This window comes from Methylobacterium sp. J-068 (genome assembly GCF_022829445.1).
GTDB lineage: Bacteria > Pseudomonadota > Alphaproteobacteria > Rhizobiales > Beijerinckiaceae > Methylobacterium.
In genome coordinates this window covers 30,085-42,269 of sequence record NZ_JAKSXY010000023.1, presented here as the reverse complement: position 1 = coordinate 42,269, position 12,185 = coordinate 30,085, and the positions used below count along the sequence as shown (strand labels likewise).

Annotated in this window: 12 protein-coding genes; 2 read left to right on the top strand and 10 right to left on the bottom strand. The window is 70.1% G+C overall.

Features of this window, described 5'->3' with window-relative positions; genetic code table 11:
- From MKK54_RS01710 to MKK54_RS01700, 3 genes are all read right to left on the bottom strand, one after another.
- The coding region (locus MKK54_RS01710) for a GTP-binding protein (protein ID WP_244008527.1) at window positions 1–141 on the bottom strand (141 nt) is incomplete at its 3' end.
- Window positions 142–285: 144 nt separating this feature from the next.
- Window positions 286–747, bottom strand: a complete 462-nt coding sequence (locus MKK54_RS01705) for a tellurite resistance TerB family protein (RefSeq protein WP_244008774.1) — start codon at window positions 745–747, stop codon at window positions 286–288.
- A 122-nt stretch (window positions 748–869) separates the two neighbouring features.
- Entirely contained in the window at window positions 870–1,313 is a 444-nt protein-coding gene (locus tag MKK54_RS01700; protein ID WP_244008773.1) for a DMT family transporter, read from the bottom strand.
- A 228-nt stretch (window positions 1,314–1,541) separates the two neighbouring features.
- Here MKK54_RS01700 and MKK54_RS01695 point away from each other — a divergent pair, with 228 nt between their 5' ends.
- Window positions 1,542–2,150: a biliverdin-producing heme oxygenase gene (locus MKK54_RS01695; RefSeq protein WP_244008772.1), complete on the top strand. Its 609-nt coding sequence runs from the start codon at window positions 1,542–1,544 to the stop codon at window positions 2,148–2,150.
- 36 nt (window positions 2,151–2,186) lie between these two features.
- Here MKK54_RS01695 and MKK54_RS01690 read toward each other — a convergent pair whose 3' ends face one another.
- The 7 genes from MKK54_RS01690 to MKK54_RS01660 all read right to left on the bottom strand — a co-directional run bounded on the left by MKK54_RS01690 (window position 2,187) and on the right by MKK54_RS01660 (window position 10,309).
- Complete coding sequence (locus MKK54_RS01690; protein ID WP_244008771.1) at window positions 2,187–4,748, bottom strand: HWE histidine kinase domain-containing protein; 2,562 nt, start codon at window positions 4,746–4,748, stop codon at window positions 2,187–2,189.
- A 162-nt stretch (window positions 4,749–4,910) separates the two neighbouring features.
- On the bottom strand, window positions 4,911–5,192 hold the full coding sequence (locus MKK54_RS01685) for a hypothetical protein (RefSeq protein WP_244008770.1): 282 nt from the start codon (window positions 5,190–5,192) through the stop codon (window positions 4,911–4,913).
- A 22-nt stretch (window positions 5,193–5,214) separates the two neighbouring features.
- Window positions 5,215–7,254, bottom strand: coding sequence for a hypothetical protein (locus MKK54_RS01680; RefSeq protein WP_244008769.1), 2,040 nt, complete (start codon window positions 7,252–7,254; stop codon window positions 5,215–5,217).
- A gap of 104 nt (window positions 7,255–7,358) precedes the next feature.
- The gene (locus tag MKK54_RS01675) at window positions 7,359–9,200 is read right to left on the bottom strand and encodes an ABC-F family ATP-binding cassette domain-containing protein (RefSeq protein ID WP_244008768.1); all 1,842 of its coding nucleotides are present in this window, start codon (window positions 9,198–9,200) and stop codon (window positions 7,359–7,361) included.
- Window positions 9,201–9,281: 81 nt separating this feature from the next.
- Window positions 9,282–9,476: a hypothetical protein gene (locus MKK54_RS01670; protein ID WP_409564110.1), complete on the bottom strand. Its 195-nt coding sequence runs from the start codon at window positions 9,474–9,476 to the stop codon at window positions 9,282–9,284.
- 126 nt (window positions 9,477–9,602) lie between these two features.
- The gene (locus MKK54_RS01665; protein WP_244008767.1) at window positions 9,603–9,917 is read right to left on the bottom strand and encodes a polyhydroxyalkanoic acid system family protein; all 315 of its coding nucleotides are present in this window, start codon (window positions 9,915–9,917) and stop codon (window positions 9,603–9,605) included.
- A 77-nt stretch (window positions 9,918–9,994) separates the two neighbouring features.
- On the bottom strand, window positions 9,995–10,309 hold the full coding sequence (locus MKK54_RS01660; RefSeq protein WP_409564109.1) for a septal ring lytic transglycosylase RlpA family protein: 315 nt from the start codon (window positions 10,307–10,309) through the stop codon (window positions 9,995–9,997).
- Between the two features lie 632 nt (window positions 10,310–10,941).
- On the opposite strand from MKK54_RS01660, the gene MKK54_RS01655 reads away from it, so the two are divergent.
- Window positions 10,942–12,135: a site-specific DNA-methyltransferase gene (locus MKK54_RS01655; RefSeq protein WP_409564108.1), complete on the top strand. Its 1,194-nt coding sequence runs from the start codon at window positions 10,942–10,944 to the stop codon at window positions 12,133–12,135.
- Window positions 12,136–12,185 lie beyond the last annotated feature (50 nt).

The window sequence follows — 12,185 nt, the reverse complement described above, 5'->3', positions numbered from 1 at the left end:
GTACGCCGTGAACGTCGCCCCGCCCGTCTCGGCCAGAACCTTCGTGATCGCCGCCGTCAGCGACGTCTTGCCGTGATCGACGTGACCGATCGTGCCGATGTTGCAGTGCGGCTTCGTACGCGCAAATTTCTCTTTGGCCATCGTCTCTTTCCTGCGGCAAGCTCACACGAGCGGTCACCCGGGCTGTCGCTCGACGCGATGTCGAGCCGGGCGAAAGACGGGGGCCCGCTTAGAGGCTCGCCGTCCTTTGATCAAGGGCTTTGCTGAATCGGTCCGGGACGCGCGCTACTGAAAGGGGCGGCGGACCGGGGATGCGGCGAGCAGCGCCGCCTTGTCGAGGCCGAGCGCCGCCGCGATCTCGTCGAGGGCGCGCGCCTCCACCTCGGCGATGCCGTCGAGGTCGGCGACGTCCGCCGCGATCAGGAACGCGGCCTCGCGCTCCTCCGCGGCGCGCCCCTCGATGGCCGCGACGCGACGCAGGTTCTCCGCCCGGCCGGCGCGGGTGCGCGCCCGCGCGATCCCCTCGTAGAGTTCGCTCTCGAGCATCAGGCGATCGTAGCCCTTCTCGAGGATGGGGTTGGCCTGCATGCCCGCCAGCGCCGTGTCGAACTCCTCGCTCGCGACCTCGCCGTCGGCGACCATCACGTTGGCCGTCGCCGAGACCATGGCCTGCATCAGCGCCTTGTCGCCGGCATACGCGGTGACGGTCTGGCTGAAGCGAGAGACGATATCCTGGAAGATGTTCATGGCGGCCTTGAGACTGGGCGATGCTGGAGGTCGGACCGTGACGGAGGGGATCCCCGTATCGACGCGGGACCCGGCTGAGCCGTTCCCGGCCGCGACCACGGGCCAAGGCGGCGGCGTGCGATTCAGAACATCGCCACCAGGGCGATGCCCCCGGCCATGAGCAGCCCGCCGAGGACGCGCCAGAGACTTACGGGATGTCGCTCGAAGCCGACCCAGCCGAAATGGTCGAGGACGATGGAGGTGATCACGCCCGCCGTGATGAGCAGTCCGAGATAGGGGGCCGCGCCGATTCGCTGCGCCACGAAGAGCTGCGAGAGGATCAAAAGCGCACCCATCGCACCGCCGAACCAGGCCCAGGGCGGCACGGACCGGATGGCGCCCATGTTCGGCAGGGCGAACCGGCCGAGGATCAGCCCGACGACGAGCAGGGTCGCGCCGCCGACCAGGGAGACCACGATCGCGGCCGCGAAGGGCTGGTCCAGGCTCTTGGACAAAGTCGCGTTCGTGCCCGACTGCACGGCATTGGCGATGCCGGCCAGCAGGGCCAGGCCGTAGAGGAGCCACATGGGGAATCCTGAGCCGAAGGGCGCCTCCGCCCGATGGCGAAGCCGGCGACATCCGTGACGCGAAGGGCTTTGCCCAGACCCTGCGCCGGACGTCCGGATCGTCTATGACCGCCATCTAGAGCGGCGGCGGCCCTCGGGAATGCGACGGGTCGAGGCATGGGCTGGACAAGGGATGGGCGGGTCGAGGCATGGATGGGACGAGGGCATGAGCGGGACGAGAGCATGGGCATGACGACGGGGTCTCGCGTCGAGGCGGCGGCGGCGGAGATGCGGCCCGGCGATCTGCGCTTCGTCCTGAGGGATGCGACGCAAGCCGCGCATCGCCGCCTCGATGCGGGCTTCGCCGCCCACGATCTCACCCGCCGCGCGGATTACGCGAGGTTCCTGACGGCGATGAACGCGGCCTTCGCGCCGCTCGAAGCCTGGCTCGACGGAGCGGATGCGAGGCGCCTTCCGGCGGATTGGTCCGCCCGCCGGCGCGCCGGAGCCTTGCGCGCGGACCTGTCGGGGCTGGGCATCGCCGATGCCGGAGATTCGGGGGAGGCCTTGCCGCCGACCCTGTCCGGCGCCGAGGCGCCGGGTCTGCTGTACGTCCTGGAGGGATCGCGTCTCGGCGGTCAGGTTCTGCTGCGGCAGGTCCTGGCCAGTCCCGATCCGGTGGTGCGCGAGAACGCCCGCTTCCTGCGTCACGGCGAGGGCCAGCGCCTCTGGCCGAGCTTCGCCGCATGGCTCGGCCTGCATCCGGTCTCGGAGCACGCGGACGCGATCCGCGGCGCCCTGCGCGCCTTCGCGCTGTTCGAGGCTGCCCAGGCGGCGGGCTATGCCGGACCGCGATGAGACCGACCGATGGGGCGGGCGCGTCGAAACCGGGTATCAGACCCGGCCCGCGCCGCTCGCCAGGGCCCGGCGCAGGGTGTCGGCCGTATAGGGCTTCTTGATCATCGCCACCGTCCCGAGTTCGGGCGGGATGCGGAAGCTTTCGCCGTAGCCGGTGGCGAAGACGAAGGGCACGCCGATCTTCGACAGGTGCCGGGCCACGGGCAGGCTCGTCTCCGAGCCGAGATTGACGTCGAGGAGGGCGAAGCTCGGGCGCGAGGCCTCGATCTGCCGCAGGGCTTCGTAGACCGAACCGGCCATGTCCACTGCCCTGGCCCCGAGGGAGGCGAGAATCTCCTCCGCTTCCAGGGCGATGATCATGTTGTCCTCGACCACCAGCACCGTCCCCGAGAGGGCGATCGGGTCGAGGTCCGGCGTGCTCTCGCGCCCGCGCTGCGGCTGGGCCGGCGCGACGGGCGCGGCCCGGACGTAGCGCGCGGGCACGACGAAGCGGCCGCGCAGGCCCGTGAGTTCGTAGGTGATCTCGGCCTCTCCCTTCAGCTCGTAGGGAATGGAGCGCTCGATCAGGGTGGTGCCGAAGCCGCGCCGGGTCGGGGGCTTCACGGGGGGGCCCTCGCTCTCGCGCCAGTGGACGACGAGGCATTCCGCCGCATCGCGCTCCCAGGCCACCTCGACCTGCCCGCTCGTGTCCGAGAGCGCGCCGTACTTCGCCGAGTTCGTCATCAGTTCGTGGACGACGAGGGCGAGGGTCGAGAAAGCCTGCGGTTCGAGGAGGACGTCCGTCCCCTTCAGGCGGACCCGCTCGACCCGCTCGCCGAGATAGGCTTCCGCCTCGAGGGCGATGAGATCGCGCAGCGAACCCGGTCCCCAGTTCGTGGTGGTGATCTGGTCGTGCGCGCGGGCCAGCGCCTGGATCCGCTGGCCGATCACGCCCGCGAAATCCTCGACGCTGTCGGTGCCCGACCGGCTCTGCGCGACGATGCCGCGAATGAGGTTGAGGATGTTGCGCACGCGGTGATTCAGTTCCGCGATCAGCAGTTCCTGCCGCTCCTGCGACGTCTTGCGCTCCTTCTCGGCGGAATCCGTCAGCCGCAGGATGACTTCGAGGAGCGTGATGCGCAGGGCCTCCGCGATGCGCAGGTCCACGGCGCTCCAGGGCAGCGACTGGCCGTGCACGACCTCGGTCCAGGCCTCGAAGCTCTTGCGCGGCGTCAGGCGCAGGCCGTTGGGGCCGAGGGTCACGGGCTTCTCCGGGCTTCCGGCCCAGGTCACGGTGCGGGCGATCTCGCGGCGGAAGAACACCAGGAAGTCGCGCGGCGCCCGTGAGATCGGCACCGCGAGCAGGCCGGCGGCCCGTTCGGTGTAGTCCGCCGCCGGCGGATGCACGGCGCCGATCTCGTGGGTCGCGAAGGCCCGGCTGGTCGCCGTCCGGTTGAGGAAGCGCACCAGCCCGGCGAATTCCTCGGCCGTCGGTGTCGCGCCCCGGAGCGTGACCTCGCCGTTCACCCAGACCCCGATGCCGTCGCAGGTGACGATGCCGGCGATGTCGTCGAGAAAGCCGGTGATGTTCTCCAGGCTGGTGCCGCCGGAGGCCAGGGCGCCCATCAGCCGGTCGTGCAGGGCGCGCGAACTCGCCTCGTAGGCCGTCTCGGCCTCGCGTTCCCGGCTCTCCAGGATCAGGGAGAACATCTGCCCGAACAATTCGGCGCCGGTGCGGCGCTCCAGCGAGATGTGGCGCGGCTCGGTGTGGTGGCAGGCGAACAGGCCCCAGAGCTTGCCGCCGCGCAGGATCGACACCGACAGGGAGGCCGCGACCCCCATGTTGCGCAGGTACTCGATGTGGATCGGCGAGACCGTGCGCAGGGTGCTCATCGACAGGTCGAGGGGATGTCCCTCGGGGTCGCGCTGCGGAAGCACCGCGACGGGCGGCGCCTCGACGTCGGCGATGATGCGCAGCCAGTTGCGCTCGTAGAGCGCGCGCGCCTGCTTGGGGATGTCGGAGGCCGGGTAGTGCAGCCCGAGATAGGGAGCGAGGCCCGATCGGGCGGATTCGGCGATGACCGCGCCCGACCCGTCCGGATCGAAGCGGTAGACCATGACCCGGTCGAATCCCGTGAGTGCCCGCATCTGGCGCGCGGCCTCGCGGCAGAACGGGTCGAAGCCGACGGTCTGCTGGAGGCGCCCGACCATGCTGCGCACGAGGTTGCCGGCATCGAGGTGCTCGGAGACGCTCGGCTCCGCCTCGATGACGATGCTGCCGCCCGAGATGTGCAGGGCGATGTCGAAGGACGACCCGCCCGGCTGCAGGGCGGTGCCGAAGATCCGGTCGATGGCATCGGGACCGCGCAGGGCCTGGAGGTGACCCCGGATCAGGTGGATCGCTTCGGCGTCCATGAGATCGGACAGGGGCAGACCGAGGAGGTCGGCGTCGGAATGCCCGAGCCAGCGCGCGGCATTCTCGGACGCCCGGACCACGATCCAGTCGGGCGAAACGGCGACGAGAAACCCGAAGGGCTGGATCGCACCGAGGACGTGGATCGGCTCCCGGTCGCAAGACGACAGATCCACGGTCTCGGCTCGGTTTCTATGATCCGTCATCGCGTCGATTGATCGCCGATTCCATTGCCCGCACCAGGCGAAGATCGTCACCCGCATGCGGCGAAGCCTCAGGGAGAACGATCGAACGGTCGGAAAGTCTCCCTGAATGTGTCGGGAGAGTTGGGATTTCGGCCCGACTGTGACGGGGATGCAACGCTGACGTCATGGCCGAGACCCCGCGCGATGCGTGACACCGGCGGCCAGGGCGGCACCGACGAGGTAGGCGCCGAGCAGCATTGCGCTGCCCTCGATCCAGAATCCCGCCCGTCCCCCGACGGTCCCCGATGCCGCGAGACCGCAGGTCACGCAGGCGGCGACGGCCAGGGCGATGGCGCCCCAGCGGGCCGCCCGCGTTCGCGGCAGGCCCGCGAGCCAGCCGATGCCGGTCCCGAGGAGGAGGCTCAGCGCCAGGAACGGCCAGAGCAGGGTCGCCAGGAGGGTCACGGGTCTGCCTCGGTGAGATGCGTCAGGAGCGGAGCGCGAAGCCGACGCCCTGAGCGGCCGGCCGGACCGTTCCGGGCGGCGCGGCCGCGATCTGGTCGGCACGGAGGCCCGCCTGGAGCAGGTACTCGACGATGGCGAGAGCGCGCTGCTGCGCCAGATCCGGTTCGGGCTCGGCCGGCTTCGCCTCCGGCTTGGTCTGGTTGGCGTCTGCGGCCTTCCTCTCGGCGGATGGTTTGCCGGCCGAGGCCTTATCGGTCGGTCCCTTGGCGACCGGCGACTTACCCGTTTGAGGCTTGGCCTCCTGGAGCTTGGCCTCCTGGAGCTTGGATTCCTGGGGCTTGGCCCCCTGGGATTTGGCCCCCTGAGGCTTGGCCGCATCCTTGCCCGCCTCCAGCGAGGCCGTGCTCTCCACCGCCGTGTCCAGAACGGGCTTCGGCGCCGGCGGACTTCCGGTCGGATCGCCATGGCCCGTCACGATCAGACGCAGGGACGGGCATCGCTTGGCCAGCGCCGCGATCGCATCGAGGCGCCGGTAGAAGTCCGGCTTCAGGGTCGCGCTGGCGGGCGAGAAGATCGGGCCCGGGCCGGTCAGGCTGGAGCTCAGTGCCTCTGCGCAGGCATCGGGGCTCGGTGCCGGCGTCTCTCCGGGTGTGGTCAGCGCGACGTCCGTGGTCCAGCCCTCTGGCATCGCGGCAGCGAGCGCGTCGCCGACGCGGCGGGCGCTCTGCGGGTAGAGGCTCTCGCCCGTCAGGCTGACGGAGCGGTCGGCGATCCGCACCTCGCCGCGGGCCAGCAGCATGAGCGACCCCGCCGCGGCTTGCAGCGCGGGAGTCAGCCCCGCCGGCGCAGCCTGGTCGAGGCGGGTGCGGTCGACCAGCCGCTCGCGAAACAGCCGGGCACGTAAGGTCGCGAGCAGCGCCTCCCGGGTGCCGGCATCCGGCAGGTGGCCGGTGACGGTGACGGCCTCCGGCTCGCGGCGGAGACCGACCCGATAGGGCGAGAGCGGACGCGTGGTCAGCGCGACGCCGCCGCGCGTCAGGCCGGCCGGCATCGCGTCGCGCATCCGCGCATCGATTTCGGGGAGAGCCTGGGCGTCGAGGGCGACGCCGCTCAGCGAGACGGACGCGTCGGCCACGGTGACGCTGCCCTCCTGCATCAGGGCCGCGAGTTGCAGGGCGAAGCGCGCCATCGCGGTCGGGTCGACGCCCGGCGGCAGACCGCGCGCGGTGCGCATCCGGTCCTCGATCCGGCCCGTCTCGGAGACCTGCGCGGCCTCCCCCCGGATCACGCCGCGCGCGGCCTCCGAGACCACGTGGCCCGAGAGGTCGATGCCGCCGCCGGGCGGACGCGTCACCACGAAGCGGAAATCCGGAACCATAGCCGGCAGGATCTCGATCCGGCCGGGGCTGTAGCCGTTCGGCAGGTCGGCGAGGGCGGCCCGCAGGGCTTCCTCGTCGGAGACCGTGGCCGCCTCGCCGATCACGGAGAGGCGCGTGTCCTCCAGCATCACCCGGCTTCCGGGGGTGAGGCCCCGCAGGCGGGCCAGCGCGTAGCTCGCGGCCACGACAAAGTCCGGCGGAGCCCCGAGGGCGGCGTGGGCGCGGTCGCGCAGGCGCGTTCCGGGCTCCAGGGCGGGCTCGAGCCGTTCGGCCAGGGCGAGGGCGCCGATCTCCGCCGGGCGGAACCCGGTGAGGTCGATCCCGTCCTTGGCGCGGGTCGCCACCCAGGTGAAGGGCGAGGCGGGCTCGACCACGCCGACGGGCCCGACGAGACGGCGCACGCCGTCGATGCGCGCGAGGCGTTCGTGGGCCCTGTCGCGGGTCGCGGCATCGGGGGCTTCGCCCCTGACGGCGAGGTCGCGGCCCTCGGCCGTGACGCGCAGCCATGGCTCGGCGCCGGGCTCCGCCGTCTCGCGCGCGATCGCGTCCGCCCGGGCCGCGAGCCGTGCCTCGATGCGGGGCGTGGTCCAGACCGCCGACAGGCCGAGGATCAGCGCGAGGCCGGGCAGGCCGGCGGCCCAGCCGATACGGCGGCAACGGTCTCGGAATGCGGAGGCGGGCACGTCGGATTCCGGTGGCGGGCGATCCTGCGCGGCGCGCGCATCGCCACCGACATCACACCCGCTTCACGGCATCATGAAGGCCGGGACCCGCTTTCGGTCGCGCCTCACGCGTCGCGCAGCATCTCCAGTTCGAGCCAGCGGTCCTCCGCCTTCGACAGTTCCGATTCGGCGAGGCTCAGGAGGTCGGAGGCCTTGGAGAAGCGCGCCGCGTCGCGGGCGTAGAGGCCGGGATCGGCCAGGACCTCGCGCAGCTTGGCGATGTCGGATTCGAGCTTCTTCATCCGGTCCGGCAGCGTCTTCAGTTCGTGCTGGTCCTTGAAGCCGAGCTTCAGCTTACCGGCAGAATCCTTGCCCGAAGAGTCCTTGCCCGCCGCGTCCGGTGCCTTCGCGCGCTCCCTTGCCTCGCCCCGCGCTTCCGCCTTGCCCGCCCGGAATGCTGCGCGGGCCTGCACGCCCTCCCCGCGCTGGGCGATCATGTCGGTGTAGCCGCCGGCATACTCGACCCAGCGGCCCTCCCCCTCGCTGACCAGCACGCTGCCCACGACGCGGTCGAGGAAGTCGCGGTCGTGGCTCACCAGGATCAGGGTGCCGGAATAATCCGCCAGCATCTCCTGCAGCAGGTCGAGGGTCTCGAGGTCGAGGTCGTTGGTCGGTTCGTCGAGGACGAGGAGGTTGGCCGGCTGGGCGAGGGCCCGGGCGATCAGCAGGCGGTTGCGCTCGCCGCCGGAGAGCACGCTGACGGGGGTGCGCGCCTGCTCGGGCGCGAACAGGAAGTCCTTGAGGTAGCCGATGACGTGACGGCTGACGCCGCCGACGATCACCAAATCGCCGCTGCCGCCGGTCAGCACCTCGGTCACCGTCATGGTCGGTTCCAGCACCGCGCGGGCCTGGTCGAGGAGCATCATCTTGAGGTTGGTGCCGAGCGCCACCGTGCCGGAATCGGGGGCCGATTGCCCCGTGAGCAGGTTGATCAGCGTGGTCTTGCCGGCGCCGTTCGCGCCGACGATGCCGAGGCGATCGCCCCGCATCACCCGCAGCGAGAGGTCGTCGACGATCCGGCGTGTCCCGTAGGCCTTGGCCGCGTGCTTGGCCTCGATCACCAGGGCACCCGAACTCTCGGCCTCGGTGGAGGTCATCGTCGCGGTGCCGACCGGGCGGCGGTCGTCGCGGCGCTCCTTGCGCAGGGCGTGCAGGTTCCCGAGGCGGCGGACGTTGCGCTTGCGCCGCGCGGTGACCCCGTAGCGCAGCCAGTGCTCCTCGTCGGCGATCTTGCGCTCCAGCTTGTGCCGGTCGCGCTCCTCCTCCTCGAAGAAGGCGTCGCGCCACGCCTCGAAAGTGGAGAAGCCCTGCTCGATGCGGCGGGTGACGCCGCGATCGAGCCAGATCGTGGTCTTGGACAGGGCCGAGAGGAAGCGCCGGTCGTGGCTGATGAGCACGAGCGCGCCGCGCACGCTCTTCAGTTCGGCCTCCAACCACTCGATGGCCGGCAGGTCGAGATGGTTGGTGGGCTCGTCCAGCAGCAGGATGTCGGGTTCCGGCGCCAGCGCCTGCGCGAGGGCGACCCGCCGGCCCTCGCCGCCGGACAGACGCGCCGGATCCTCCGCCCCGGTCATGCCGAGGCTCTCCAGCAGGTAGCGGGCGCGATACGCCTCGTCGCCCTGGGTGAGGCCCGCCTCGACGAAGGCGAGGGTCGTGTCGAACCCCGAGAAATCCGGCTCCTGCGCGAGGTAGCGGATCGTGGTGCCGGGCTGGACGAAGCGTGCCCCCTTGTCCGGCTCCACGAGCCCGGCGGCGATCTTCATCAGCGTGGACTTGCCCGAGCCGTTGCGCCCGACGAGGCAGGTGCGCTCGCCGGGCGAGATCGCCAGTTCGGCCTGGGCGATGAGCGGTGTCCCGCCGAAAGTCAGCGCGACGTCTTGGAGGGTGAGGAGCGGAGGAGCGGCCATGGGGCCGGCTTATGGCAGCGACCGTGCTCCCGAACAAACCCGCAATCGGGGCTCGCGAACGAACCCGCGATCGGGACGTGCTCACATCGTCGGATTGGCCGGCCCCGTCGGCATCGGGTCCGGGGCGATAGCCGGGCCAATATCCGGATCGTTGACCGGAATCTCGGTGGGCGTCACATCCGGGGCCTCGGTGGGGGTCGTGCCCGGCACGTCGGTGCCGGGCGTGTCAGGCCCGGGCGCAGGCGTCTGCGGGGCCTCGTAGGGCGTCTCGGGCACCGGTGCTTCCGGGATCGGTCCGGGATTCGACATCGTTTGCGCCTCTCGCAACCTGAAGGAACGGACCGGTGGAACGGTCCGTCCGAGAGTGCGGTTCCCGCGGGCGGCGCCCGCGTGCGTCGGACGCTACTTCTTGGTCAGCAGGAGGTTGCCCTCCTTGCCGACCTTCTTCTGGATCTGCTGCGCGAACAGGGCCAGCAGGAGCGGAAGCCGGACCTCGACGCGGACCGTCTCGGGACGGACATCCACCTGTCCGTCCACCTTCTGGCCCATGGCGGCCATCGCGAAATCGAGGCGATCATCGGTCCAGGCCATCTTCTCGACGGCGATGCCCGCCTTGGTGAACAGCCCGTCGGCCTGGGTGATGCCATCCGCGATGCGGCGGCGGGCTTCCGCCAGCCCGAGGTCATGCGGGATTTCGACGATCAGCGGCTTTGCCATGGGGTCCTGAGCTCTCGGTTCCGCCGACGAGATGGGGCCGGCCGGTCCTTCGCACAACGCCGACCGGCCCAATTGGCTCAGTCGACGACGCGCAGGGAGACGTAGGTCGTGCCGCCCATGCCGAGCGCGCGGGCCGAGCCCTTGGCGAGATCGATGATCCGACCGCGCACGAAGGGCCCGCGATCGTTGATGCGAACCACCACGGAGCGGCCGTTGCGCTTGTTCTCGACCCGGACACGGGTACCGAACGGCAGGCTGCGATGGGCGGCGGTCATCCCGTTCGGATTGAAGCGCTCGCCATTCGCCGTCCGGTGGCCGCTCGCGTACCAGGAGGCGGCGCCGCTCTGGGCGCTGGCCGGCTGAACGGCGGCAAGTGTCACGACGGTTCCCATGATGGCAACGGCTCCACGAACAGGCTTGATGGTCATCCGCATTCCCTTTGTTGTTTCGGACGACCGGCAAAATGAAGCGGATCGGGGCCAAAATGAGACCCGTAGAATGTGGCGAACGTTGCCTTTTTTGAGGCTATAAGCTTTTTTAATCTCTGGTTGCGGGATGGGATATTGTTGAGTAATCGCGCGGTGTTCCATCTCGTCGGATGGATTGTTGCGGGACCGGAGTCACCCGCCATAGGGCCGTTCTCTGCAACCCATGGGTGCGGGGAGACGAAACTAGCGATGCGCTGAGCGTAACCCTGCCCTGTTCGAGACAGGAAGGAAGCAGAAGAGACGAATTTTCTCCAAACGTTCGGAGGACCCGGGTTCCCGGCTGGTTCGGCCGTGGTGGCATGCGTCCCCTGCCCGTTCACGTGTATTGAATCGTCTTGAGCGTGATCTTGAGGTGTTCTTGGTCATCGGAGATTAAGGCATCACGATCATTGAAAACGTCTTCGATCGACGATCGCAGGACCGACCCGGCAAAAATTGCAGCCCCAAATCGAGACGCATTCTCCGCAACCCGGCAACCCGGCCTTTACGTTAACGGCCCCAAGGTCCGCCGGTCAGTCGCGTAACCGGTGTTTGCCATGGCTTCCCTGCGTACCGCGGTTGCCGACACCGTCGCCCGGAAAAGTGTCTCGCGTACCGGGCGGCCCGTGTCGGCGCCGCGGATGGGTCTCGTACCCCCCGTTCAGCGTCTTCCTCTCGACGAGATCCTCGTCGGAGATTGCATCGCGGCCATGAACGCCCTGCCGGCGTCCAGCGTCGACTGCGTCTTCGCCGACCCGCCCTACAATCTCCAGCTCGGAGAGGGGTCGCTGCTGCGGCCCGACCAGAGCCGCGTCGACGCCGTCGACGACGATTGGGACAAGTTCTCGACCTTCGCGGCCTACGACGCCTTCACCCGCGAATGGCTCGCCGCCGCGCGCCGCGTGATGAAGCCGAACGCGACGCTGTGGGTCATCGGCTCCTACCACAACATCTTCCGGGTCGGGTCCGCGCTGCAGGACCTCGGCTACTGGATCCTCAACGACATCGTCTGGCGCAAGGCCAACCCGATGCCGAACTTTCGCGGCAAGCGCTTCACCAACGCGCACGAGACCCTGATCTGGGCCTCCCGCTCGGCGGAATCGAAGGGCTACACCTTCCATTACGAGGCGCTGAAGGGCGGCAACGACGACGTCCAGATGCGCTCGGACTGGTTCATTCCCCTCTGCACCGGCGACGAGCGCCTGAAAGGCGCCGACGGCCAGAAGGTCCACCCGACCCAGAAGCCCGAGGCGCTGCTCGCCCGCACCCTGCTGTCGGCGACCAATCCCGGCGACGTGGTGCTCGATCCGTTCTTCGGCACCGGCACGACCGGCGCCGTGGCCAAGCGCCTCGGCCGCCGCTTCATCGGCATCGAGCGCGAGACCGTCTATGCCGACGCGGCCCGCGCCCGCATCGACGCCGTCGAGCCGCTCTCGCAGGCCGCCCTGCTGGTAGCGCCCACCAAGCGCGCCGAGCCGCGCGTCGCTTTCCTCAGCGTGATCGAGGCCGGGCACATCCGCGCCGGCGAGACCCTGACCGACGCGCGCGGCCGCCACAGCGCCATCGTGCGCCCCGACGGCACTCTGATGACCGGTCCCGCCACGGGCTCGATCCACAAGATCGGCGCCCTGGTCCAGGGGCTTCCCGCCTGCAACGGCTGGGATTTCTGGCACGCCACCCGCGAGGGCCGGCCGGTGCTGATCGACATCTTCCGGGCGAAGATGCGGGCGGCCATGGGGTCGGCGGCCTGAACGGCAGCCGGATCAAGCTCGGATTCCTTCTCCCCCCTGCGGGAGACGGT